Source organism: Pseudaestuariivita rosea (genome assembly GCF_017592335.1).
Lineage (GTDB): Bacteria > Pseudomonadota > Alphaproteobacteria > Rhodobacterales > Rhodobacteraceae > Parasulfitobacter > Parasulfitobacter rosea.
In genome coordinates, this window is sequence record NZ_JACNMP010000040.1 from 1 (window position 1) to 25,726 (window position 25,726).

Annotated in this window: 21 protein-coding genes and 1 pseudogene; 12 read left to right on the top strand and 10 right to left on the bottom strand. The window is 57.7% G+C overall.

The window, feature by feature from the left end; genetic code table 11:
* Positions 1 to 378: 378 nt before the first annotated feature.
* From H7848_RS17415 to clpS, 5 genes and pseudogenes are all read right to left on the bottom strand, one after another.
* Positions 379 to 1,114: pseudogene (locus H7848_RS17415) on the bottom strand (ABC transporter substrate-binding protein).
* A gap of 438 nt (positions 1,115 to 1,552) precedes the next feature.
* Positions 1,553 to 2,176: a queuosine precursor transporter gene (locus H7848_RS17420; protein ID WP_208354046.1), complete on the bottom strand. Its 624-nt coding sequence runs from the start codon at positions 2,174 to 2,176 to the stop codon at positions 1,553 to 1,555.
* A gap of 184 nt (positions 2,177 to 2,360) precedes the next feature.
* Entirely contained in the window at positions 2,361 to 3,164 is an 804-nt protein-coding gene (locus tag H7848_RS17425; RefSeq protein ID WP_208354048.1) for an SDR family NAD(P)-dependent oxidoreductase, read from the bottom strand.
* A gap of 35 nt (positions 3,165 to 3,199) precedes the next feature.
* Entirely contained in the window at positions 3,200 to 4,180 is a 981-nt protein-coding gene (locus tag H7848_RS17430) for a class I SAM-dependent methyltransferase (RefSeq protein WP_208354050.1), read from the bottom strand.
* A gap of 11 nt (positions 4,181 to 4,191) precedes the next feature.
* Complete coding sequence (gene clpS / locus H7848_RS17435) at positions 4,192 to 4,527, bottom strand: ATP-dependent Clp protease adapter ClpS (RefSeq protein ID WP_208354051.1); 336 nt, start codon at positions 4,525 to 4,527, stop codon at positions 4,192 to 4,194.
* Between the two features lie 222 nt (positions 4,528 to 4,749).
* On the opposite strand from clpS, the gene lpdA reads away from it, so the two are divergent.
* The 3 genes from lpdA to H7848_RS17450 all read left to right on the top strand — a co-directional run bounded on the left by lpdA (position 4,750) and on the right by H7848_RS17450 (position 7,261).
* Positions 4,750 to 6,147 (top strand): dihydrolipoyl dehydrogenase, encoded by a 1,398-nt coding sequence (lpdA, locus tag H7848_RS17440; protein ID WP_208354052.1) that lies wholly within the window; start codon positions 4,750 to 4,752, stop codon positions 6,145 to 6,147.
* 123 nt (positions 6,148 to 6,270) lie between these two features.
* Complete coding sequence (locus tag H7848_RS17445) at positions 6,271 to 6,627, top strand: LysM peptidoglycan-binding domain-containing protein (RefSeq protein WP_208354053.1); 357 nt, start codon at positions 6,271 to 6,273, stop codon at positions 6,625 to 6,627.
* Positions 6,628 to 6,793: 166 nt separating this feature from the next.
* A complete protein-coding gene (locus tag H7848_RS17450; protein ID WP_208354054.1) occupies positions 6,794 to 7,261 on the top strand; it encodes an Hsp20 family protein in 468 nt (155 codons plus the stop codon).
* A gap of 38 nt (positions 7,262 to 7,299) precedes the next feature.
* Here the strand turns inward: H7848_RS17450 and H7848_RS17455 are convergent, their stop codons facing one another.
* Positions 7,300 to 9,012, bottom strand: coding sequence for a bifunctional sulfate adenylyltransferase/adenylylsulfate kinase (locus H7848_RS17455; protein ID WP_208354055.1), 1,713 nt, complete (start codon positions 9,010 to 9,012; stop codon positions 7,300 to 7,302).
* A gap of 122 nt (positions 9,013 to 9,134) precedes the next feature.
* Entirely contained in the window at positions 9,135 to 10,076 is a 942-nt protein-coding gene (gene trxB / locus H7848_RS17460; protein ID WP_208354057.1) for a thioredoxin-disulfide reductase, read from the bottom strand.
* 200 nt (positions 10,077 to 10,276) lie between these two features.
* On the opposite strand from trxB, the gene H7848_RS17465 reads away from it, so the two are divergent.
* The 3 genes from H7848_RS17465 (at position 10,277) to H7848_RS17475 (ending at position 13,924) form a co-directional block, all read left to right on the top strand.
* Positions 10,277 to 10,777, top strand: coding sequence for an Lrp/AsnC family transcriptional regulator (locus H7848_RS17465; RefSeq protein WP_208354059.1), 501 nt, complete (start codon positions 10,277 to 10,279; stop codon positions 10,775 to 10,777).
* Positions 10,778 to 10,921: 144 nt separating this feature from the next.
* On the top strand, positions 10,922 to 11,305 hold the full coding sequence (locus H7848_RS17470) for a hypothetical protein (RefSeq protein ID WP_208354061.1): 384 nt from the start codon (positions 10,922 to 10,924) through the stop codon (positions 11,303 to 11,305).
* A 177-nt stretch (positions 11,306 to 11,482) separates the two neighbouring features.
* Positions 11,483 to 13,924: a pre-peptidase C-terminal domain-containing protein gene (locus H7848_RS17475; RefSeq protein ID WP_208354063.1), complete on the top strand. Its 2,442-nt coding sequence runs from the start codon at positions 11,483 to 11,485 to the stop codon at positions 13,922 to 13,924.
* 51 nt (positions 13,925 to 13,975) lie between these two features.
* On the opposite strand, the gene H7848_RS17480 is transcribed toward H7848_RS17475, so the two are convergent.
* Positions 13,976 to 14,560 carry a DUF1285 domain-containing protein gene (locus H7848_RS17480; protein ID WP_208354066.1) on the bottom strand — a complete coding sequence of 195 codons (585 nt, stop codon included), beginning with the start codon at positions 14,558 to 14,560 and terminating at the stop codon, positions 13,976 to 13,978.
* A gap of 69 nt (positions 14,561 to 14,629) precedes the next feature.
* Between H7848_RS17480 and H7848_RS17485 the strand changes: the two genes are divergently transcribed.
* The 5 genes from H7848_RS17485 (at position 14,630) to H7848_RS17505 (ending at position 22,835) form a co-directional block, all read left to right on the top strand.
* Positions 14,630 to 15,637: an AAA family ATPase gene (locus H7848_RS17485; RefSeq protein WP_208354067.1), complete on the top strand. Its 1,008-nt coding sequence runs from the start codon at positions 14,630 to 14,632 to the stop codon at positions 15,635 to 15,637.
* A complete protein-coding gene (locus H7848_RS17490; protein WP_336512146.1) occupies positions 15,634 to 16,506 on the top strand; it encodes a DUF58 domain-containing protein in 873 nt (290 codons plus the stop codon). Before H7848_RS17485 ends, H7848_RS17490 begins: the two co-directional genes overlap by 4 nt.
* A complete protein-coding gene (locus H7848_RS17495; protein WP_208354068.1) occupies positions 16,506 to 19,271 on the top strand; it encodes a DUF4159 domain-containing protein in 2,766 nt (921 codons plus the stop codon). Before H7848_RS17490 ends, H7848_RS17495 begins: the two co-directional genes overlap by 1 nt.
* Entirely contained in the window at positions 19,268 to 21,340 is a 2,073-nt protein-coding gene (locus tag H7848_RS17500) for a hypothetical protein (RefSeq protein ID WP_208354070.1), read from the top strand. Before H7848_RS17495 ends, H7848_RS17500 begins: the two co-directional genes overlap by 4 nt.
* A gap of 538 nt (positions 21,341 to 21,878) precedes the next feature.
* Positions 21,879 to 22,835, top strand: a complete 957-nt coding sequence (locus H7848_RS17505) for an L-malyl-CoA/beta-methylmalyl-CoA lyase (protein ID WP_208354071.1) — start codon at positions 21,879 to 21,881, stop codon at positions 22,833 to 22,835.
* Between the two features lie 44 nt (positions 22,836 to 22,879).
* Here H7848_RS17505 and H7848_RS17510 read toward each other — a convergent pair whose 3' ends face one another.
* Together H7848_RS17510 and H7848_RS17515 are read right to left on the bottom strand one after the other, a co-directional pair.
* On the bottom strand, positions 22,880 to 23,320 hold the full coding sequence (locus tag H7848_RS17510; RefSeq protein WP_208354072.1) for a hypothetical protein: 441 nt from the start codon (positions 23,318 to 23,320) through the stop codon (positions 22,880 to 22,882).
* A 147-nt stretch (positions 23,321 to 23,467) separates the two neighbouring features.
* On the bottom strand, positions 23,468 to 24,304 hold the full coding sequence (locus H7848_RS17515) for an AraC family transcriptional regulator (protein WP_208354073.1): 837 nt from the start codon (positions 24,302 to 24,304) through the stop codon (positions 23,468 to 23,470).
* A 173-nt stretch (positions 24,305 to 24,477) separates the two neighbouring features.
* Here H7848_RS17515 and H7848_RS17520 point away from each other — a divergent pair, with 173 nt between their 5' ends.
* Positions 24,478 to 25,440 (top strand): acetyl-CoA carboxylase carboxyltransferase subunit alpha, encoded by a 963-nt coding sequence (locus H7848_RS17520; protein ID WP_208354074.1) that lies wholly within the window; start codon positions 24,478 to 24,480, stop codon positions 25,438 to 25,440.
* Positions 25,441 to 25,726: the final 286 nt, after the last annotated feature.

Sequence of the window (25,726 nt, forward strand, 5' to 3'; positions counted from 1 at the left end):
TCTCCCGAAGGTCCATCGAAAGTGCCTTACCCACTGCTCGCCCTCCATCTTGTGGTCGGCGACAGTGAATCAGCAAAATAAGCCTATGTGAATCCCCCTTGATTCAGGTCGATTTCATCACGCTCTAGCGCAATCACGAAACTGATTGATGCCGGTGTGCTTGAAAGTCGAAGAGATCAATTGGCCGATCAAAGATCGCGGAATCTCAATCGTATCTGCGCAGTCTGTTGCAGAATTTCGTGCGAACTACATCTCTCTAGCGGAGCTGGCCATGACGCAAAACCTCTATGTTCAGGCGGTTACAAGCCGATGTGAGCGCGCGTTTTGGAAAGACAGTGCGGGGGGGGCGACAGGGCGCCACCCGCTGGAATGAAAGCCTTAGTAACCGGCGGCTTCCATTTCTTCGGTTGTGATCGCCTGAGCCTTGGCAAGTGCCTCTTCCACCGTTTGCTGACCGGCGTAAACAGCCGAGAATTCCTGGCTGACTTGTGTCGCGATGCCTGCGACTTCAGGGATGGCTGCAAACTGAATGCCAACATAAGGGCTTGGTTCGACCGTCGAGTCATTGGGATCCGCCGAAAGGATCGAATCCAACGTCATCTGCGCGAACTGAACCACCTGATAGTTTGGATTGTCATAGAGCGAGGTATGTGCGCCCGGCGGCACATTGGCCCAGCTTTGGTTTTCAGCGACCAGCTCGATGTATTCCCTTGAGGTCGCGCATTGCGATATATTGCTTCGCGGCGGCCTCCATCAGATCAGTGCGATACATGATCATCGAGCTTTCGCCATAGAAGGGTGCGGCATAAAGTGTGCCGTCATGGCTTAGTCCGCCACGCATCGCCGGCAGGATGTCATCCACGTCATATTCAGCTGACAGATCATCAAGTGGAACAAGCCAGCCGTTCGCGCCCCAGATTAGCGTTTCGTACATATCGATGGTCATGATATCGAACTGACCGTCCTTGGTGGTGATATCGGTCGTAACGCGCTGACGCAGCACATTTTCTTCCAGCGTCACCCATTCAACTGCTATGCCCGTTTCGGCTGTGAATTGATCCGTATAGCCTTGCATCCGGATCATGTCGCCGTTGTTCACTGTCGCGATGGTGATTGTGTTGTCTTGCGCAAAAGCCGAATGGGTTTCAGCATGACGTCATATAAACCCCTGTGGCTTCAGTGTTTACCGTCGAAACTGTTCTTATATGGGTCACACCAGCCCAACGTAAGGCTCTGTACATTCCATACCTTTGATTAAGTGTAAAACGCTTTGATGAAGCATTATTATCGCGTCCAATTTGCGTGGCATCTTATTCCGTTCACGCAAAAAGGGCCGCCCGTTTGGGCGGCCCTTCGAGAACTACGGAGGCGGGTCGGTTAGGACCGCAGGTCCGTTCAGGGGCGTCTGCACGCCAAGGGTTGCCTTAGCGGCGCGCCTCCTGAATTGTTCCGACACCTCTCTCCAATATCTCTCTTGACACTGGATCACCTCCTTTCGTTTGTTAAAACCTAAGCCAAAGGTGGCATCTTTGCCGGATTTGTCAAAGGTTTTTTATGCCGCAGGCCGTGCGAATTGCTTCACAATCATACGAAACGGGATCAGGGCCAGCAGCGCCAGTGACAGTTTGACCAGCCAGTCCGCAAAGGCGAGCGACACCCAAAGTGGTGCCTGGGGTCCGACACCTAGCATGGGCCGGACCTCGCCAGCCCAACTGACGTCGTTGCCGGGTTCCAGGAATGTCAGGCTGGCGGAAAAGGCAATGGTAAAGAACAGGGCCGTGTCGACCGATGATCCGATGATGGTCGAGGCCAGCGGAGCTTTCCACCACACGCCGTCCCGCATCCGGTCGAATATCTGAACGTCCAGAAGCTGAGCGGTCAAAAACGCCAGACCTGACCCAATCGCGATGCGGAAGGTGACCAACGGACCATATTCACCCACGATCTGTGTTCCGACCAATGAACAGAATATACCCACAATAAAGCCGGCAAAAACAACCTGACGCGCTGCGGATGGACCGTAGATGCGGTTCATCAGGTCGGTGACCAGAAAGGCGAGCGGATAGGTGAACGCCCCCCAGGTCAGCCACTGGCCGAAAAGGAACTGTACAAGAATGTTTGAGGCCACGACGATGGCGGCCATGGCAAGAATGCCGGGAAGATGAGAGCGTTGCATGTTTTAAGCCCGTTTTTACAAGGTTGCGGCGACTTGATCTTTGATCTCAAAGACAAACGGGCTTTAATGGCTTATCAGGCGCCAAGCAAGACAAAACCTCGCGATAACATCTTTGCAGATGTGACAAATGTCTTACGGGTGTCAATAAATAGGGTTCACAGTCCTCATATCATCAAAATGCCGATCAGTGCACGGGCGCTGAAACCGGGTCGATCAGCGTGCGGCCACCGTCAACTGTGATGACTTGGCCGGTCACAAAACCCGATCCGTCCGACGCCAGGTACTGAACGGCATCCGCGACCTCACCCGGGCTGGCAATACGTGACAGGGGCGTGTTGTGCCGTATTTCGTCACGGTATTCATCGTGATCCTGCAGGGATGTTTTCAGGCTGGCGCTCATCACGCTGCCGAAAGCCACTGCGTTGACGCGGATGTGGTGTGGGGCCAATGCAACGGCCAGCGACCGCGTCATCTGATCCAGGGCCGCGCAACTGACCGAATATCCCAGCATCTGCGGCTGGGTGCGGCGGGCCGCGATCGACGACAGGTTAACGATCGACCCGGCGGTGCCTTCATCCTGACCGTTGGCCTGTTTGATCATGCGGCGGGCGATGATCTGGCTTAGCCGCAGGCTGGTCATCAGGTTCTGTTGCAACATCATTTCGATGGTATCATTGTCAGGGTCCAGAGGGTCAGACGGCTCAAACTGACGCGAGGCATTCACCAGAATATCCACGCGATCAAATTCGTCGATTGTCGCCGACAGAAGATTTGCAATGGTCAGCCGTTCGCGCAGATCGCCCGCGAAATATCGGATCGAATCACTGTCACTGGCCTGTTCGCCGATCTGATCCACCAGGCCTTGTTCATCGATGTCGGCAAACATGACATTTGCGCCCTGATCGATGAACTGCCGCCCGATGGCAAGCCCAACCCCTTTGGCAGCACCCGTCACGATTGCGGTCTTTCCTGCGATGGAAAATGACATTCTACGCTCCTGATTCTCGGAAAGCCTATGCGATATCAGCGCCCACGGCGAGGTTTATGCGCACGCAGCACTTTGAACGCAGTGTTTCCGGCCACTTCTTCAGCATCGTGAAATATATCTTTCAGTGTGGCCTCGTAAGGCAGATGACGATTGGCTACGATCCAAAGCGTGCCGCGGGGTTTCAGATTTCGCGCAGCCGCGCCTAAAAAAGCCTGCCCAAGACCCGGATCGGCCGCACGAGTCGTATGAAAAGGCGGGTTGCTGATGATGGTGTCGAAGGGATCGTCCGCAAGAAAGGTCGTTACGTCGGACCAATGAAAAGCCGCCCGTGGATCGGTGATGTTATGGCGGGCGCAGTTCAAGGCGCGTTTGTCGGCCTCAATCATGTGCAGGGTGCCGACGGTGTCTTGCTTTAGCATCTGGGCCGACAGATACCCCCAGCCCGCGCCGAAATCGGCGACAGCGCCGCCGAGTTTTGGCAGAGCCTCAACCAGACATCGCGACCCCTTATCGATGCGGTCTGCGGAAAAGATACCGACCTGCGTTTGGAAACCTTCAACATCAAGCGGGGCATCCAGCGCCAGCCAGTCCAGGATCGCATCGCTTTTGACCAGGCTAAAAACCTTGCCATGGGCCTTGGCAAAAGCTGCGCCAACGTCGGTGCGTTTACGGCATTCCTTGATCAGGCTGTCGATCCCGTCGGTCTTCTGGCCGTCAACGATGATATGCCCATCTGTACGTTGCGCGGCCTGCGCGATCATCAGTTTGGCGTAATCCTTTGACCGTGGAAGACACACTATGCTGGATGAAAAGGGACCCTGGTCGACTGTGTCCACGTGATATCCGGCTTGACTGAAATGGTCATGGTCCGGCTTAAAGCTGGTTAGAACTGTCACCCTGTCTTTGGGCAACGTAGACAGGTCAGCATCTGCACGCGGCCCGAAAACCGCGATACGGCCATCGGGCGGCAGCGCGACATAGCCGCGCTCAATCGTAAGGCTTAATCGGGACGCCATTCAGGGGCGACCTATTCCTTTTCCATGGTGCATTGCAGCGGATGCTGGTGGCGTTGGGCAAAGTCCATGACCTGCGCCACTTTGGTTTCGGCGATTTCATAGGAAAACACGCCAACCACCGCGACGCCCTTTTTGTGCACGGTCAGCATCAGCTCAAACGCTTGGGCGTGGGTCATGCCGAAAAAACGCTCAAGAACGTGCACCACAAATTCCATCGGGGTGTAGTCATCATTCAACAGCATGACTTTGTACATCGGGGGGCGCTGCGTCTTCTGACGCGTTTCAAGCACCACACCGACATCGCCGTCATCGTCTTTGTCTGCCATGATCGTTTTAATCTGCGTCATCTGCAATTCGGGAAGACTCGGGGGTTACCGTGTAGGCGGCACTATATAAGAGCCATGATGCCCGTGAAAAGGGGTCTTTCAACAGTTTCAGGGTTGATTTTCATATCTTGGTTACTTTGGCGGGCCAGCCAAATACGGATTATTGACCGTGACATGATCAACCGTTGAAGCGTGCGGGCAGATAGTTTAACCTTAAACTAATTTTCAGAAATGGGGGCCGACATGGCGACGAAGTCTTTTGATATGATCGTGATCGGGGCTGGCCCCGGTGGATATGTGGCTGCGATCCGGGGGGCTCAGCTTGGGCTGAATGTCGCGATTGTCGAACGCGAACATATGGGCGGGATTTGCCTGAACTGGGGCTGTATTCCGACCAAAGCCATGTTGCGGTCGTCCGAGGTTTTTCACCTGATGCACCGGGCCAAGGAATTTGGGCTGAAGGCTAGCGGCATTGACTATGATCTGGACGCTGTCGTCGCGCGGTCGCGGGCTGTGGCCAAACAGTTGAACGGTGGGGTCGGGCACTTGTTGAAGAAAAACATGGTCACTGCGATCATGGGCGATGCCACGATCACCGCCAAGGGCAAGGTCAGCGTGAAGACCGACAAAGGGACAGAAGAGCTGACGTCGAAAAACATCATCCTGGCCACCGGCGCGCGCGCGCGTGAATTGCCGGGGCTTGAGGCCGACGGCGATCTGGTCTGGACCTATAAGCACGCTCTCGTTCCCCCAAGGATGCCGAAAAAGCTGCTGGTGATCGGATCGGGCGCGATCGGGATCGAATTTGCCAGTTTCTATAACACTTTGGGCAGCGATACGACGGTGGTCGAGGTCATGGACCGTATTTTGCCCGTCGAGGACGCCGAAATCAGTGGCTTTGCCAAAAAACAGTTCGAAAAGCAGGGCATGACCATCATGGAAAAGGCCATGGTTAAACAGCTTGACCGGGGCAAGGGCAAAGTGACCGCGCATATTGAGGTCGGCGGCAAGGTCGAAAAGCACGATTTTGACACGGTGATCAGCGCCGTTGGCATCGTCGGGAATACTGAAGGTCTGGGGCTGGAAGGCTTGGGCGTCAAGGTCGACCGCACCCATGTCGTCACAGATGAATACTGCCGCACAGGCGTCGAAGGTGTCTATGCCATTGGCGATATCGCCGGTGCCCCGTGGCTGGCGCACAAGGCCAGCCACGAAGGTGTCATGGTGGCCGAACTGATCGCAGGCAAGAACAACGTACACCCGGTTAAGCCCGAAAGCATCGCAGGCTGCACCTATTGCCATCCGCAGGTGGCCAGCGTGGGGTATTCCGAAGCCAAGGCGAAAGAGCTGGGCTATAAGATCAAGGTGGGGCGGTTCCCGTTCATCGGTAACGGCAAGGCGATTGCCTTGGGCGAACCCGAGGGGATGGTGAAGACGATCTTTGATGAAAAGACGGGTGAACTGCTGGGCGCGCACATGGTCGGGGCCGAGGTGACCGAGCTGATCCAGGGGTATGTCGTCGGCCGTACGCTTGAGACGACCGAGGAAGACCTGATGAATACAGTCTTCCCGCACCCGACTTTGTCAGAAATGATGCATGAAAGTGTATTGGATGCGTATGGGCGTGCGATCCATTTTTAGCGTAGCATCCCCGAAGAATAATTTTCGACCAGCAAATTTATCCAATTTCGTCCGAATCGGTTAATACTGCAGTATACCGATGGATAGATGGTGTCAGCGGTACGAATGAGGGAGGATAGTATTATGATAAACAAAAGACTTGCGATGGCAGCGGCTTTTTGGACAGCAGGTGCTTTCATTGCGTCCGCTCAGGAAGCCTGCAGCGTTTACACCGTACAGCCCGGTGATACGCTGAATATCATTGCAACAGCCGCTTACGATGATCTGAGTTTCCGCGCCTTGTGGAATGCGAACCGCGACATTATTGGTCCTGATCCTAACGTTCTGGAAGTTGGCATGCAGTTGCGTTTGCCATGCGAAGACGGTTCATTGCCGCTATTCACACGCACTTCCCCGTCCGCTCAGCAGGCTCAGCAACCTGTCGCCACCGAACCCCCTGCCGGAACGCCCCAGCCTGTCATCATATTTGAGCCAAATTAAAAGACCCCAAAACATCAGGACCTGTCGCAGAATAGACAGGGGGCTTGAAACACAAAAACGGCCATCCCATCTGAACAATGCAGGCGCCGCCTTAGCGGGTCTGCATTGGAAACCCGCCTGTCCGGAATGGAAGGCATAATTGTTGTCGCTCAATGGAGGATGACCCATGAGAACTTTTGACCTAACTCCCCTTTACCGTGCCACTGTCGGTTTCGATCAGCTGGCGGATATGATGGACCGCGTCCTGACGAATGATGCCGGTCAATCCAGCTATCCCCCCTACAACATCGAAAAGACATCGGATGACGGATACCGCATCTCGATCGCTGTTGCGGGGTTTGCCGATCGCGATCTTTCCGTGGAAGTAAAGGAAAACGCCCTTCATGTGTCGGCCCGCAAGGCCGAGGACGAGGCTGAACGCAAATACCTGCACCGCGGTATCGCCACGCGCGCGTTTGAACGCCGGTTCCATCTGGCCGATCATGTTCGCGTGACCGGTGCCAGCCATACCGATGGCATGCTGCATATTGACCTGGTCCGCGAAGTGCCCGAGGCCCTGAAGCCCCGACGCATCGAAATCGCATCGCAAAACGTGATCGAAAAAGACGTGGTTGACGCCAAAGCCGTCAACTAACACGACTTTGCGCGGGTCGTCACAGGCCCGCGCAACCCTTAGTTCGCGGCGATCAGCCCAAGCGATTCAAGTTTCAGCAGAACCTGATGGGCGCAGTTGTCGACGTCGACATTTTCCGTATCGACCCGCAGTTCGGGATTGGCGGGCACATCGTAGGGGTCTGAAATCCCGGTGAATTCCTTGATCTTGCCTTCGCGCGCCAGTTTATACAGCCCCTTGCGGTCGCGGTCTTCGCAGACTTCGATACTGGTGGAGACATGTACTTCCACAAAGGCGCCGAACTGTTCGATATCCTGACGCACGGCGCGGCGTGTCACCTCATAGGGGGCAATCGGGGCGCAGATGGCGATGCCGCCGTTCTTGGTGATCTCGGACGCGACAAACCCGATGCGGCGGATGTTCAGGTCGCGGTGTTCCTTGGAAAAGCCCAGTTCCGAGCTGAGGTTTTTGCGCACAATATCCCCATCCAGCAGCGTCACGGGGCGCCCGCCCAGTTCCATCAGCTTGACCATCAGCGCGTTGGCAATCGTCGATTTGCCCGACCCCGAAAACCCGGTGAAAAACACGGTGAACCCCTGCTGCGACCGCGGCGGGCGGGTTTTGCGCAGTTCGGCCACCACGGCGGGAAAGCTGAACCATTCGGGAATATCCAGCCCCTCGGCCAGACGGCGCCGCAATTCGGTGCCCGAGATATTCAGGACCGTTGCGCCCTCTTCCACCTCATCCGCCGGTTCATATTGCGCGCGGTCCTGCACATAGACCATGTGCTTAAAGTCGACCATTTCGATGCCCATCTCATCCTGATGGGTCTTGAACAGATCCTGCGCGTCATAGGGGCCATAGAAATCATCGCCCGCAGAATTTTTACCGGGCCCCGCATGATCCCGCCCGACGATCATGTGCGTGCAGCCGTGGTTCTTGCGGATCAGGCCATGCCAGACCGCTTCGCGCGGGCCAGCCATGCGCATGGCCAGGTTCAGCAGGCTCATCGTCGTCGTGGTGGCCGGGTATTGGTCCAGCACGGCTTCATAGCAACGCACACGCGTAAAGTGATCGATATCGCCGGGCTTGGTCATGCCCACAACGGGGTGGATCAGCAGGTTGGCCTGTGCCTCTTTCGCGGCGCGGAAGGTCAGTTCCTGATGCGCGCGGTGCAGCGGGTTGCGCGTTTGGAAGGCAACAACACGTCGCCAGCCCAGCTTGCGAAAGTAAGCGCGCAGTTCGTTGGGTGTGTCGCGGCGCGCGCGAAAATCATAGTGAACGGGCGGCTGAATGCCGGTGATCGGACCGCCCAGATAGACCTTGCCCGCGACATTATGCAGATAATCGACGGCTGGATGGGCCTGATCATCGGCACCGAAAACCTGTTCGGCCTCATGCGATTTATTCGGCACCCAACGATCCGACACGGTCATGGTCGCCAGGATCACGCCTTCCCGGTCGCGCAGCGCGATATCCTGGCCGATTTCGATCTGGTCCGCGAAATCTTCGGACACATCCAGCGTGATCGGCATCGGCCAAAGCGTCCCGTCGGCCAGACGCATGTTTTCGACAACGCCCTCGTAATCTGCCTGCCCCAGAAACCCCTTCAGCGGGTTGAAGCCCCCATTCATCAGCAGCTCAAGATCACAAATCTGACGCGGTGACAGATCCCAGGATGTCAGATCAGCGGCTTCATGTTTCATCTTCTGCGCACTGTCATAGGACACATAAAGTTCAGGGATCGGGGTCAGATTGGGGGCCATGGACATTGATGAAATCTCTTCTTACCGAACGGTCGTGGTGAATGGTCCGCTGTCGCCTAACGCGAGTGCGGACCGGACTGCAAGTACATTTCAATGGTTGTCAAAGGGTTTATGGCCAAAACTATGGCTCAGTCAGCCTCGGCCAGGAACCGTTCCGCCTCAAGCGCGGCCATGCAGCCCATACCGGCGCTGGTCACCGCCTGCCGGTATTTATGATCGGTCAGATCACCGGCCGCAAACACCCCCGGCACCGACGTTTCGGTCGAATCCGGTTTGGTGACGACATAGCCGCCCATATGCGTTTCCAGAACATCCTTGACCAGTTCGTTGGCTGGCGCGTGGCCGATGGCGACAAAGACCCCTTTGACAGGAATATCGCGGGTCTCACCTGTGTCGGTATGTTTCACCCGAATGCCCGTCACACCAAGCGGGGTATCGTCGCCCAGAACCTCATCCAGTTCATGAAACCAAAGGGGTTCGATCTTTTCGTTCTTGAACAGCCGGTCCTGCAGAATCTTTTCCGCCCGCAGTTCGTCGCGGCGGTGGATCAAGGTGACCTTGGATGCGAAGTTCGTCAGAAACAAAGCCTCTTCCACCGCGGTATTCCCGCCGCCGATCACCGCAATTTCCTGCCCGCGGTAAAAGAACCCGTCACAGGTCGCACAGGCCGAAACGCCAAAGCCCTTGAATTTTTCCTCACTCGGCAGGCCCAGCCATTTCGCCCGCGCGCCCGTGGCCAGGATGATCGCATCGGCCACATATTCAGTGCCGCTGTCGGACTGGCACACAAAGGGCCGTTTCGAAAAGTCGATCGATGTGATGATATCGCCGATAATCTCGCACCCCATGGCCTTGGCGTGCGCTTCCATGCGGACCATCAGATCGGGGCCCTGAACCTCGGTATCGCCGGGCCAGTTTTCAACCTCGGTCGTGGTGGTCAGCTGACCGCCGGGTTCGATCCCCTGAACCAGAATGGGGTTCAACATCGCGCGGCTGGCATAGACACCGGCGGTGTAACCGGCGGGGCCCGAACCGATGATCAGAACTTTGGTGCGGCGTGGATCAGACATAAAGGCGACTCTTTCAGACAAATCAGGTCACAGGGATATAACGGCGCAACCGGGCAGACGGAACCCCCTGCATGACCGCCATGCATCATGTGAATATTTGTGATGTAACCTCTTTTCCTTTAACGAAATTGCGCGTATGCGAAATAATATTGCGCCTGCTGCTTACCCGACGTAAGGTTTGTCGCAAGAGGGAGTTTTCGATGTCTGCAAGCAAACTTGATCCGATCGATCGACAGATTCTGGCCGAACTGCAGGCCGACGGGCGCATGACCAATGTCGAGCTTGCAAAGCGCGTCGGTATATCGGCCCCGCCCTGTCTGCGCCGGGTCAGAACACTTGAGGAAGCCGGGTATATCAAGGGCTATCACGCAGACGTCGATGCCCGGTCCCTTGGGTTTGAGGTTCAGGTCTTTGCCATGGTGGGCCTGCAAAGTCAGGCTGAGTCAGACCTAAGCGCGTTCGAAGATCTCTGCCGCAACTGGCCGCTGGTGCGCGAATGCCACATGCTGAACGGCGAGGTCGACTTTATCCTGAAATGCGTGGCCCCTGACCTGAGTTCTTTCCAAAGCTTCCTGACCGAACAGCTGACCTCGGCTGATAACGTGGCCAGTGTCAAAACATCGCTGGTGATCCGCATGGCCAAGGACGAACCCGGCGTGCCCTTCGATGTGCTGGAAGAACGGCTGAGCAAAACCGCCTGATATTGACCGGTAAGAACAAGCCTTTGACAATTCTACGGACACTGGTTGTGACAAAAAGGCTGTGCTAGACGTCCAATTATGATAAACTTCGACATGTATTCGCGATCACTGTTTTTCATCTTCATAACGTTGAGCTTTGTAATAATGCCATCCGATCCCACACAGGCCGCATCTCAGGTTCAAAAAGAACGCGCGCTGGTCAGTCTGATCTGCGAAGACAAGACGTCGGCGCTGTGTACGGACGTTCAGTCACAGCTACAGGATCAGATGTCGGATAAAATCATTCGGTCTTTTGATGCGGATGAAAACCAGAGATTTTCTGTAGATGGTATCCAGGTGAAACTGGTCGTGACCCGGCAAACCAACGACAGCATCAGCGCGCGCCTGGACGTGGCCGACGCCGGTCAGGATTTCGTCGAAGGTCCGGTTATTAATTTTGACGTGATGGATGCGACATTGACGCCACGTATGATGGGAAAATTTGCCGCAGATCTCATTAAATACACTCCTGAACTTTTGCGTTTGTAGAGTCAGAGTGTATAACGCAAACCGTGCGTAACGGGTAAGAATGGGAATGATATTATGTGTGTTATTTGCAATGAATTTATACCAAGAGATAATGAGTGCTTAGAGAGCGTTATTGGTGAAGGCGCCACTGTCACAGAGGTTCCCGGATCGAGAGACGATACTTTTACGTCAAATGTCATGAGCGTTGGCGATACGTTCAATGGAACACGCTCGACGTCGACAGATGATGACTGGATCCGCATCACACTTGAGGCTGGCGAAACCTATAACATTGCTATGAACGGTTCGGGTGCTTTCGACGACACCTACCTTTACCTACGTGATGCAAGCGGCAACATCATCCAGCAGGATGATGATGGTGGGCCCGGCCTTTATTCCAACATCACATTTACGGCGTCTTACTCGGGTACTTATTTCATTCAGGCATCTGCATTCTCAGGTGAACCTGATACAGGCGCATACACAGTTGCAGTCCGAAGCACACAGCCCCCCACACCTACAGAGCCTGGTACGTTAGATGAACTTGCTGATTTCCTGACCGATGGGTACTGGGAATCAACCGGACGCAGTGGGCGGTCATTCGATACTGACGGCAGCAATGTCATCACGGTGAATATCACCGGTCTGACAGCCGCAGGTCAGCAGCTGGCGCGCTGGGCGTTTGAGACCTGGGAAATGGTCGCCGACCTCGAATTTGTCGAAACAACGTCGTCCGGTGCGATGATCACTTTTGATGACGAAGATCCTGGCAGAGGTGTACCTGCGTCTGAGGCTTCAGCTTTTGCGGTCAGCACTACGAATTCAAGTGGGGATATTCTATCGTCCGAAGTTGTGGTCACTCAAGCTTGGGTGAACTTCTATGGCGATACTATTGATAGCTATTCATTTACGACCTACGTTCACGAAATCGGTCATGCGCTGGGTCTTGGCCACCAGGGTGCCTATAACGGTAATGCGACATATGGCGCAGATCAGACGTTCGCCAACGACAGTTGGCAGGTCTCCATCATGTCGTATTTCGACCAGGATCAAAATACGACCACAAATGCATCCCGTGCGCTTCAGGCAACCACAATGATCGCCGACATCCTGGCCATTCAAAACCTGTATGGCGCCAGTGAAACGACGAATGGCAACACGACCTGGGGTGGCAGGAATTCGAACATCGGCACATATCTGGACACGGTCTTTGCCATGATCGCAGGGGCAAGCGGCCCTTCATCCTGGTATACCGGTGACGATATGGCCTTCACCATCTACGACAATGGCGGAACTGACCTGGTCGATCTGTCTTTCAGCACGACCAATGATTACATCAATCTGGCGCCGACAACCGGGTTGGATACATTCTGGAACGTCGGCGGCCTGATCGGAAACATCGCCGTCGCACAGGGCACCGTTCTTGAAAACCTGGAAGCTGGTTCCGGCAATGACCGGATCTTGGGCAATGCGGCAAACAACGTCATTAACGGTAATAATGGGAACGACACCATCTTTGGCCAAGACGGCGCCGACACCATCGGCGGCGGACTGGGCGATGATTCGGTCGAAGGTAACGCAGGCAACGACAACATCGATGGCGGTGCCGGCAACGACGCTTTGTGGGGTGGTTTGGGCAATGACTCGATTGTCGGTGGTACGGGCGCTGATACGCTTGGCGGTGCGGATGGTAGTGATACGGTCTTTGGTGGGGATCAGAACGATCTGATCTTCGGCGGGGCTGGTGATGACACTCTGAACGGTGAACAGGGCAATGACACGCTTTGGGCTGGCATTGGTAATGACTCTGTCATCGGGTTCAACGGAAACGATCTGATGGGCGGTGCCGCTGGCAACGACACCATGGTCGCGGGTGCCGGAAACGATACTGTCTACGGCGGCGCAGGTGCGGATCAGATCTATGGCGCAGATGGAAACGATGTCCTGTTCAGCGGCGATCAGAATGACCTGATTTTTGGCGGTAATGGTGCGGACATCATCGGGGGCGGTAATGGCGCAGACACGGTCTTTGGCGGGGCCGGGAATGACCAGATCGCCGAATCTGATGGGAACGACCAGCTGGATGGCGGCGCCGGAGAGGACACGATGTTCGGCGGCAACGGCGATGATGTCGTCATTGGTGGCGCTGATAGTGACGCGCTTAGCGGAAATGCCGGCAATGATACCATTTTCGGCGGCACGGGGAACGATCGCATCTTTGCCGGTACGGGGGCTGACAGCATCTTCGGCGGTGACCAAAACGACGTGATCTATGGTGGGGACGGCAATGATACCATCAACGGTGACAGCGGCAATGATCAGATTTTTGGCGGCAACGACAACGATGTGATCAACGGAGGCGCTGGCGACGACTCGATCTATGGCGGTGCGGGGGACGATACGTTCATCTTTGGCAGCGGCGATGGTGATGATGTGATCTTTGACTTCAACGCGGCAGAGGATCAGTTGGTGCTGGATGACGCGCTTTGGTCCGGTACGCTGACCACGCAGCAGGTCGTCGACACCTATGGATCAATCGTCAATGGCAGTATTGTGCTGTCTTTCGACAATGGCGAAAGCATCACCTTGGATGGTCTGGGCACTTTGGCGGGACTTGAAGATTCGCTCAACATCGTCTGATTTTCGCAATCCTAAACAGAACAGGGCCTGCATGCGGGCCCTGTTTTCGTTTCAGCCTGCATCGGTCAGATCAGCGGCGCGGATCAGGGGAAAGAACGTGTCGCCTGACATGACGCCAAACCAGTCTTCGCCATCGTGGCGGGCGGTTTGCCCCAACTCGACCAGACGGTAAAAGCTTTTGCGATCAATCAGCGCCTCAAGATTTGCGCGGATCAGGATATAGGGCGCAGGTGCGCCAGTACTGTCATCCATCGTCACACGAATCGGGTGATCCGGCCCCGCAACAACACTGTCGCCAACGTTTGTCACAAACTGCAAACCATCCTCAACCTGTTCGAAATCAATCGCGACAAAGGGCGCATCTTCAACCCGGATGCCGACCTTTTCGACCGGGGTGACCAGAAAATAGTCGTCCCCATCCCTGCGCAGGATCGATGAAAACAGCCGCACCAGCGCCGGGCGGCCAATCGGCGTGCCATTATAAAACCACGTCCCGTCGCGTCTGATCTGCATATCCAGATCACCACAAAAGGGCGGATTCCACAGATGTACCGGCGGAATGCCTGTTTTTGAGGCAGCTTTGGCAGACGCCGCTAGACTTTCTGCCGATGGGGTAACAATGTTTTGTCCACTCATTCCTTTTGCCATTTGTCTGTCGAATGATATCTGCTTTGTTAGGAATATATGCGATCAGGAGGATTTGTCATGGCCGAGACCGAAGCGCTTGTTGCCGAAATTGATGCATTGGGCGCAAAACTGGGGCAGGCGAAGGCCTCGATCACCAACCGATTCATCGGGCAGGAACGGGTTGTTGACCTGACGCTGACCTCGCTGATCTGTGGTGGTCATGGCCTGTTGATCGGCCAGCCGGGTCTGGGCAAAACGCGTCTGGTCGATACACTGTCCACGGTGATGGGTCTGACCGGCAACCGCATCCAGTTCACGCCCGACCTGATGCCCGCCGATATTCTGGGGTCCGAGGTTCTGGAAACGGCCGAGGACGGCAGTCGCAGCTTCCGCTTTATCGAAGGCCCCATTTTCTGCCAGCTTCTGATGGCCGATGAGATCAACCGCGCCAGCCCGCGGACCCAATCCGCGCTGCTGCAGGCGATGCAGGAAAAAGAGGTCACCGTCGCTGGCGAACACCGCCCGCTTGGCACGCCCTTCCACGTGCTGGCCACGCAAAACCCGATCGAACAGGAAGGCACCTATCCCCTGCCCGAGGCTCAGCTGGACCGCTTTCTGGTGCAGATCGATGTGCACAACCCCGACCGCGACACCGAACGCGATATCCTGCTGTCGACCACCGGTATAGAAGAGGCCGAAGCGCACGCCGTTTTCGACCCGCAATCCTTGCTGGATGCCCAGACGCTGATCCGCCGGATGCCCGTGGGCGATGCCGTCGTTGAAATGATTCTGGATCTGGTCCGCGCCTGCCGCCCCGATGAACCCGAAGCCATGGAGATTGTCCGCGACAGCGTCAGCTGGGGCCCCGGCCCCCGCGCCGCACAGGCGTTGATGCTGACCGTCCGGGCGCAAGCGCTGCTGGATGGCCGCCTGGCCCCATCGGCCGAAGACGTCATCAAAATGGCCCGGCCCGTGCTGATCCACCGTATGGCGCTGTCATTCTCGGCCCGTGCGCGTGGTGTTGAACTGGGCGCCCTGATCGAAGAGGTCGCCAACAAAGTCACCCGGATCGAGGCCGCCGCGTGACCCCCGAAGTCACCCTAAGACAACAGGCCGAAGACCTTGCCAGTCCGCTGCCACCCTTGCTTGCGGCGGCCGAACATCTGGCCAGTACGGTGATGCTGGGCATCCACGGCCGCAGGCGCGCTGGTATGGGCGACGAATTCTGGCAATACCGCCCCGTTCAATACGGGGATGAATTGCGCACGATTGACTGGCGCCGGTCTGCCCGCAGTGACGCGCAGTTCGTCCGCCAGAAGGAATGGCAGATTGCGCAAAGCGTCCTGATGTGGGTCGATAATGCCGGGTCCATGCGCTTTGCCTCGGACAAGAACCTGGAAACCAAGGGCCACCGCGCCCGCACGCTGGCGCTGGCCATCGCCGTTTTGCTGCTGCGCGCAGGCGAACGTGTAGGTCTGACCGCCTTTGATGCGCCGCCACGCACCGGGGAAACGCAGCTAATGCGCATCGCGGCCCTTTTGTCGGACGAAAGCAACGACGCCGACTATGGTCAACCCGAGGCCCGCGGGATGCTGCCCCATTCGCGCGCTTTGTTCGTGTCGGATTTCATGGGCAACATCGAACCCGTCGAAGCCGCGCTGACCAAGGCGGCCGACCGCGGGGTGCGCGGAACGCTTCTGCAGGTGCTCGACCCCCAGGAAGAGATCTTCCCCTTTGACGGTCGCACGATCTTTGAAAGCATGTCGGGGCAGTTAAGATACGAAACGCTCAAGGCTAGCGACCTGCGCGATAAGTACCTGACGCGGCTGGCTGAACGCAAAGATCGCCTGCTGCATCTGTGTCAGGCGGCGGGTTGGCAATTCGGCACACATCACACCGGCGACAGCGCGCAATCGGCGCTGCTGTGGCTTTATTCATCGTTGGAGCGTGTCTGATGTTCACAATCGGCGCCCTTGGTTTCACCGCGCCCTGGCTTTTGCTGGGGCTGATCGCGCTGCCCATCCTGTGGCTGTTGCTTCGCGCTGTGCCGCCCGCCCCGATCCGCCGCCGTTTCCCCGGCGTGGTGCTTTTGCTGGGCCTGAAAGACGAAGAAAACCAAGCCGATAAAACGCCATGGTGGCTGTTGCTGCTGCGCACGCTGGCCATCGCTGCGGTCATCATCGGGTTCGCAGGCCCCGTCCTGAACCCGCAAGAGGAACGCACAGGCGACGGACCGCTGCTGATCGTGGCCGACGGCACATGGGCCGATGCCCGCGATTGGCCGCGCCGTCTGGATCGCATCGAGGCGTTGCTAGAGGAAGCCGCCCGCCGGGCCCGCCCCGTGGCTTTTGTCATGCTGACCGATCCCCCCGCAGGCGAGCTGCAGTTTCAGGCGGCCGATGTTTTGCTCAGCCGTTTGCCCAGCCTGCAACCCAACCCCTGGACCCCCACGGATGCCGCCGATTGGGCGCAGGGCCTGACCGGATCGTTCGAAACCTTCTGGCTGTCCGACGGGCTGGCCCGCGAAGGCCGCGGGAATGTCCTGGTTTCCTTCGAAAATCGCGGCCCTGTCACCGTGTTCGAAAGCCCCCGTCCGATCTATGCACTGGAACCCGCCCGATTTCAGGATGGCAACATCGTCATCACGGCCATCCGCGACAACGGAGGGGCAGCTGAAAGCGTCACAATCTCGGCCCGTGGTCTGGACCCCGCCGGGATCGAACGTCAACTGGCCATTGCCACGGCCGAGTTCGAAACCGGCGCGCAGCGGGCTGAAGTCGAACTGACCCTGCCGCCCGAGCTGCGCAATCGTATTTCACGCTTTGAAATTCCGGGCATGCGGTCGGCCGGGGCTGTCACCCTGACCGACGACGCCCTGAAACGGCGCGAGGTCGCGCTGATCGCCGGGCGCGAGGGGCGCGAGGGGTTGGAACTGCTGTCGCCCACCCACTATCTGGAACAGGCGCTGGAACCCACCGCCGATCTGATCGACGGCACGCTGGAAGATATCCTGCTGGCCAATCCTGATGTCATCATCCTGGCCGATGTCGCGCAGGTGTCGGACCTTGAACGCGAGGGGCTGCTGGAGTGGATCGATCAGGGCGGTATGCTGGTGCGTTTTGCCGGGCCGCGACTGGCCGCCAGCGATGTCAGCCGTCAGGACGAAGACCCGCTGTTGCCCGTCCGTCTGCGCGCCGGTGGCCGCAGCGTCGGCGGCGCCATGAGCTGGGGGGAACCCAAAGCGCTGAGCCCCTTTGCCGAAACCTCGCCGTTTTTTGGGCTGACCATCCCGCCTGATGTTTCGGTCTCGGCCCAGGTGCTGGCCCAGCCTGATCCGACCCTGTCCGACCGCGTGATCGCCGCGCTGGCCGACGGCACGCCGCTGGTCACCCGCAAACGCGAAGGGCAGGGGCAGATCGTTCTGTTCCACGTCACCGCGAATGCCGAATGGTCCACCATTCCACTGTCGGGTCTGTTTGTCGAAATGCTGGAACGTCTGGCCATATCAACCCGCCCCGCCATGCCCGATGCCGAAGATCTGGCGGGCACCGTCTGGGCGCCCGATCAGATGCTGAATGCCTTTGGCGAGGTTCTGGATGCCACTACACTGGCCGGCGTCAGTGGCGAAGATCTGGCCGAAGGGCAGCTGCGCCCCGAAATGCCGCCCGGCCTTTATGCAGGTGAAGATCGCCGCATCGCATTGAATGTCACCCAACCCGACACAACATTAACCAGAACAGCCTGGCCCGCCCGCATCACGCTGGAGGGGCTGGCGGTTGTCGCCGAAACCGCCCTGAAAGGCGCCCTTCTTACCGGAGCTTTCGTTTTGCTTCTGATCGATATCATCGCCTCGCTCTGGCTGGCCGGACGTCTGACAGGCCCCCGCGCCGTGACAACCGCCATGGTCGCCGTCGCCGCCTTGACGCTGACCGCCAACGACACCCACGCGCAGGATACGCAGATCGACGCTCTTGCCCTGGATGCCACGTCCGAGGTCGTCCTGGCCCATGTCATCACCGGCAACAGGCAGATCGACGACATGGCCTTTGCCGGGCTTTTGGGCGTGTCCAACGTGCTGTTCCAGCGCACATCGGTCGAACCCGCGCGCCCGATCTCGGTCAATCTGGAAACGGATGAGCTGTCGTTCTTCCCCTTCCTTTATTGGCCCATCACCACCGATCAGCCGATCCCATCAGACGAAGCCTATGCCCGCCTGAACCGCTATCTGCGCACCGGCGGCATGATCCTGTTCGACACCCGCGACGCCAACACCGCCAGCTTCGGCGCATCGTCGCCCAACGGTCGCAAACTGCAGCAACTGGCCGCACCGCTGGATATCCCGCCGCTGGAACCCGTGCCCAGTGACCACGTCCTGACCCGCACCTTCTACCTGCTGCAGGATTTCCCCGGTCGCCACAACAGCCGCGATGTCTGGGTCGAGGCCGCGCCGCCCGACGCAGAACAGATCGAAGGCATGCCGTTCCGCAACCTCAACGACGGCGTCACCCCTGTGGTCATCGGCGGCAACGACTGGGCCGCGGCCTGGGCTATTGATGAAAACGGGCGCCACCTGTACCCCATCGGACGCGGCTACGCAGGCGAACGCCAGCGCGAAATTGCCATGCGCTTTGGCGTCAATCTGATCATGCACGTCCTGACCGGGAATTATAAATCCGATCAGGTTCACGTGCCCGCACTGCTGGATAGGCTAGGCCAATGACCGGACAGATCATCTTTGACCCGCTGATCGAATGGCCGCTGCTGTGGCTGGCCATCGCTGTGGCGGCACTCTTTCTAGGCTTTTCCATATGGCGCGGTCTGTCGGGCTGGTGGCTGCGGTCACTGGCGGCCATCGTGCTGGCCACCGCACTGGCCAACCCGTCCCTGCAGCAAGAGGACCGCACCCCCCTGACCGACATCGTCGTGTTGGTCGTCGACGAAACCGCCAGCCAGACCCAGATCAGCGACCGGTCCGAACAGGTTGATCAGGCCCTTGAAACCCTGCGCACCCGGATCGAAGCCCGCCCGAACACCGAACTGCGCGTTGTCACCCTGCGCGATGGCGAAGGCGACGCCGGCAGCGAACTGATGACGACGCTGGCCCAGTCCCTGTCCGAAGAACCGATGGCCCGTATCGCCGGTATGCTGCTGCTGACCGATGGCCAGTTGCACGACATCGAACGCGCCCCCGCCTTGCCCGCACCGCTGCACGTCCTGCTGACCGGGCGCGATGGTGATTGGGACCGCCGCCTGATCGTCAAGAACGCCCCCGCCTTTGCCATTCTGGGCGAACCCGTCACCCTGACCGTCCGGATCGAAGATCAGGGCGATGTGCCGCGCGAAACGGAACAGGTCCAGCTTCAGGTGTCCGTCGATGGCGACCCGCCCCTGACCTTCAACGCCCCCGTCGGTCAGGACATCGATCTGCCCGTTTCACTACCCCACGGCGGTATGAACGTGATCCAGTTCATCGTGCCCGAGGCCCCCGGCGAAATCACCGACCGCAACAACGCCGCCGTCGTCCAGATCAACGGCGTCCGCGACCGCCTGCGCGTTCTGCTAGTGTCGGGCGAACCGCATGCGGGCGAACGCACCTGGCGCAACCTGCTGAAATCCGACAGCTCGGTCGATCTGGTGCATTTCACCATCCTGCGCCCGCCGGAAAAGCATGACGGCATCCCGGTCGAAGAACTGTCGCTGATCGCCTTCCCCACGCGCGAATTGTTCATCGACAAGATCAACGAATTCGACCTGATCATCTTCGACCGCTACAAGCGGCGCGGCATCCTGCCCGGCTTCTATCTGGAAAGCATTGCCAACTATGTCCGCAATGGTGGCGCGGTGCTGGTCGCAGCGGGTCCCGATTTTGCGGGGGTCGACAGCCTTTATCGCTCTGACCTTGGCCTTGTGTTGCCCGGCGCGCCCACCGCCCGTGTGATCGAACAGCCGTTCCTGCCGCAGATCACCGATCTGGGCCAGCGCCACCCGGTGACCGAAGGACTGGCCAACGGCTATCTTGACGAAACGGTTGACGAGGCCGACCCCGAATGGGGCCGCTGGTTCCGCCTGATCGAGGTCACCGCCCGTGGCAGCGATGTTGTGATGGGCGGCATGGAACGTCCGCTTCTGCTGCTGGACCGTGTCGACGAAGGGCGTGTGGCGCTGATGGCCTCGGACCACGCCTGGTTGTGGAGCCGGGGTTTTGAGGGCGGCGGTCCCCAACTGGAACTGCTGCGCCGTCTGGCGCACTGGCTAATGAAGGAACCCGATCTTGAGGAAGAGGCGCTGTGGGCCGAACCCAACGGCCAATCCATGCAGATCATCCGCCGCAGCCTGGGTGAAAACGTCGGCACCGTCACCGTGATCGGTCCCGACGGCGAAGAGATCGCGCTTGAGATGGAAGAGGTCAGCCCCGGCAGGTTTGAGGCGACGTATGACGCCCCCGAAATCGGCCTTTATCGCCTGTCCGAAGGCGACCAGGGCGCCGTCATCGCCCTGGGTCCGACCGCCCCGCGCGAATTTGTGGAAACCATCGCCAGTGGCGATAAGCTGGAACCCTTGGTCGATCAGACCAACGGCGGCATCCTACGGCTGCAAGACGGCGTGCCCGCCATCCGCTCGGTTCGCGAAGGCCGTCCGGCCGCCGGGCGTGGCTGGATCGGCCTGACCCCGCGCCAGGCCTATGTGACCGCCGATGTCACCGTCACGTCGCTGGTCCCCGCCTGGCTGTTCCTGCTGCTGGCCGCGCTTTTCGCAACCGGTGCGTGGTTGCGTGAAGGCCGCCGCTGATCTTGGCGTAGTCCCGGACGTGATCCGGGACCTCATAGTGTGCGTTTTCGCAGGTGCTACCCAAACCTTAATGTCTCTGCAAATTTGCAAAGTTTTCCGATTCGCATCTTGCAAAGTTGCAAAGTTTGGCTGCGTACGGTGCGATTTATGACATCTTAACGGGCCTGAAAAAGGGTTAATTCTGTGAAACTATGACCGAAACCCTGCCGATCCGTGCGCATTGACACAAAACCTATCCATAGGCTGGAATCGGGTGAAATCTACCAAACCCCCCAAATAGTCGTGAAATCACAAATAAATGTGTAAATTGCACATCTAGAATACCGCGATTTGCGGGAAATGTGCAATTTACACATTCGATTTTGGCCCAAATTCAGCTTAAACGGTGCGTTAATATCTGTGACGTTGCGTCTGTGACCACGTGCATCCGAAATCCATGCGACTATAGTCCGCCGTAGGATTGCGGCTTGTGAACCGTTGCGCAGTAATCTATCGATGCTGCAACTGCAAACGCAATATCCTTACCTACAGGTGGCCCATGTCCTTTCGAATCCAACCCCAAGCCCCCGCACGCCCCAACCGCTGTCAGCTTTTCGGCCCCGGCTCTCGCCCCGCGATTTTCGAAAAAATGGCGACCAGTACGGCGGACGTGATCAACCTGGATCTTGAGGACTCGGTCGCCCCTGATGACAAGGATACAGCGCGTAAAAACATCATCCAGGCGATTGGCGATATCGACTGGGGCAACAAGTATTTAAGCGTCAGAATCAATGGGTTAGACACGCCTTATTGGTACCGCGACGTCGTCGATCTGCTGGAACAGGCGGGCGAGCGTCTGGATCAGATCATGATCCCCAAGGTCGGAAATGCCAGCGATATCTATGCCGTCGATGCCCTTGCCACGGCGGTCGAGGCCGCCAAGGGCCGAAAAAAAACCATTAGTTTTGAAGTGATTATCGAATCCGCCGCCGGCATCGCCCATGTTGAAGAAATAGCCGCTTCCAGTCCCCGCCTGCATGCGATGTCACTGGGCGCCGCTGACTTCGCCGCGTCCATGGGTATGCAAACAACCGGCATCGGGGGCACGCAGGAAAACTACTATATGCTGCATGACAGCGCCAAACACTGGTCCGATCCCTGGCATTGGGCGCAGGCCGCAATCGTCGCCGCGTGCCGCACCCACGGCGTCTTGCCCGTCGATGGCCCTTTTGGCGATTTTAGCGATGACGAGGGCTATCGCGCCCAGGCGCGTCGGTCAGCCACGCTTGGCATGGTCGGTAAATGGGCGATCCACCCAAAGCAAATTGCCCTTGCAAATGAGGTATTTACGCCATCCGAAGAACAAGTGACCGAGGCACGTGAGATTCTGGACGCTATGGAAAAAGCCAAGGCCAACGGAGAAGGTGCAACGGTTTACAAAGGCCGTCTGGTTGACATCGCCAGCATCAAACAGGCCGAGGTCATCGTACGTCAGGCCGAAATGATTGCGGGATAAGCCGCAAAGATGGGCCAGCCCCACCCCGGGACTGGCCACAACATTTAGTAGTCGCGCAAGAAGATCAGACCGAAGTCACACAGACGCTGACAGTCGTTCGCGTCCTTGCCGATGTCGTCTGTCGTCATGATCTCGGCCGCGCCGATGCCTTCGAAACGGCGGTCATCACAGGCACCGTCATCTGCATATTGACTTGAATTATCACCGAAATTTATCGCACTGCACTGTGTGGCCGAACGCGCCTCTTCCAGTTTCCACAGTTTGACCTGATCCAGATCAAACGCAGCCTTACAGTCGGTCGCGTCACGTCCGGTGTCTTCCCAGTTTAGTGTGTCGGCCATTGCATTTCCGAAGAAACGACGGTCGTCGCACTCGTTATCATTGCTCCAATCGCCACTGTCATCGCCAAAGTTGACATCTTCGGCCATGACAGGTGTTGCCATAGCCAATGCGGCAGCCAGCAGCAGGCTGTATTTTGTGAACATATTTTTCCCTCGCTCAGTTTTATGCTGAAGGATGTGCTGGCAATGATTTCGAAATGCAACGGCAAATGCCGGGTTAACCATAGTTCGCAAAATATCCGTTGCTTTTAGGACATTTGGGGCGTCTGCCACGGCACACACCCCGCTGTTTCACTTGATCGGAATGCAGATATTCGTCAACAGATCTTCGGGCACTGTATCTTGCGGACCATTCAGATAGATCTCGGTCGGCGGCGAATGCCGCGGCTCTTCACCGCTTTCAGGCAGCCAGATGCCATAGACATAATCATAGGCCGCCTTCAGCCCTGCATAGGGCCCCTTGAAATGCAGAACCGCCATGCGCCCGCCTTCCAGTCTGACGTCCTCGAAGATATCCGGCATCGTCTCGTCCTCATCGATCAGCACGCCTGCGTGGCTTTTCAACTGCTCGGGCGCGACGGCGCTTGGGTCATCGTAGTATATGCCTTGCATCCCTTTCACCTTGGGCCACAACCCGCGCGACGTCAGGATACCGCTTAAGGTTTCAAAGGTCTTCCCGATCTCGACGTAAGGCCCCTGATGGGGCAATGCAGCCAGCCGGCGATCTGAAAAATTTGATATTTCAACAGAGTACATGGGATAGTCTCCTCTTTCCGGTTTCAACAGGGGTGACGTCAGATCACCCCGATTTCGGAACGCCCCAGGTGTCATGCCGTAGCTTTGGCCGAAGATGCGCGTGAAGCTTTGAAGGTTTTCAAAACCGCAGCGCTTTGCGACCTCGGGGATGGGCCAGTGCGTCTGAACCAGCCAGCATGCCGCACGGTGCAACCGCATCCGGCGCACCGCCTGTGCGCATGTTTCACCTGTCATGGCATGAAAGACACGGTGCCAGTGAAACCGCGACATCGCCGCAACGTCGGCCAGTGCATCCAGGGAAAGATCACCGGTCGGGTTGTTGTGCATGTATTCCAGCACACGGATCAGTCGCTTTTCATAGGCAGATGTCATTTGCATACCTTCACATTGGGTCGTTCCAAGACTGGCATGCCACAGCCCGTTTTCACAAATCTTGCTGAGTTGCAGATGTGACCCGTCTGCACCCGGTGATGAAGGAATACCGGTGGCAGTTGCATCTGTATCTAAGTGCCGTCATATATCCCGCGGATGTTTCGGAGCGGCAGATGACCAACTATCTTGATTTTGAAAAGCCACTGGCAGAAATCGAAGGCAAGGCCGAAGAATTACGCGCGGTGGCGCGTGAAAATCAGGAAATGGATCTTGAGGCTGAGGCGGCCGCGCTGGATGAAAAGGCCGGCGCGCTGTTGGTGGACCTTTATAAAGACCTGACACCATGGCGAAAATGTCAGGTCGCGCGTCATCCCGATCGGCCCCATTGCAAGGACTATATCGAGGCGATCTTTACGGAATACACGCCGCTGGCCGGGGATCGCAACTTCGCGGATGATCACGCCGTGATGGGTGGTCTGGCCCGGTTTGATGACCAGGCGGTCGTCGTGATCGGGCATGAAAAGGGCAACGATACCCAAAGCCGCTTGACCCACAACTTCGGCATGGCGCGGCCCGAAGGATACCGCAAGGCCATCCGGTTGATGGAAATGGCCGATCAGTTTCGGTTGCCGATCATCACGCTGGTCGACACGCCCGGCGCCTATCCCGGTAAGGGCGCAGAAGAGCGTGGCCAGTCCGAGGCCATCGCGCGGTCGACCGAAAAATGCCTGCAGGTCAAGGTGCCGCTGGTGTCGGTTGTGATTGGTGAGGGGGGGTCAGGCGGCGCCGTTGCCTTTGCCACGGCGAACCGTCTGGCGATGCTGGAACACTCGATTTATTCGGTGATCAGCCCCGAAGGCTGCGCCACGATCCTGTGGAAAGACGCCGAACGCATGCGCGAAGCGGCCGAGGCCTTGCGCCTGACAGCCCAGGACCTGCACCAGCTTGAGGTCTGCGACAAGATCATCCCCGAACCCACCGGCGGCGCCCATCGTCATCGGTCCGATGCCATGGAAAACGTGCGTGTCGCGGTGCGGGACATGCTGAAAGACCTATCCGACCTGTCCCCGAAAGAGCTTCTGAAAGAACGCCGCAGCAAGTTTCTGGCCATGGGCAGTAAGGGGCTGGCGGCTTAGAAGCATGTGTCCCGACTTTGTAGTCGGAGCATGTATTTACCTTCGTAAGATACCTGTGCTGTCCTTTGATTGCATCTGCTCAAGATACGAAATTTGATCACGAATTGTTAGCTATACTTGTAGTAGGAGTCGTATGCCTGCTGATAGTCACTAGAGCAAGATGAGATCAGGTTGAAGCGTATCCTGAGTTGACAAGGTAATTCGCACATTCCTGCGGGGTGAAGCGGTCGAGCAGCTTACCGATCCTGCGCCATGTTGCCTCTATCGTGCGTTCGGCGGCGTCTCG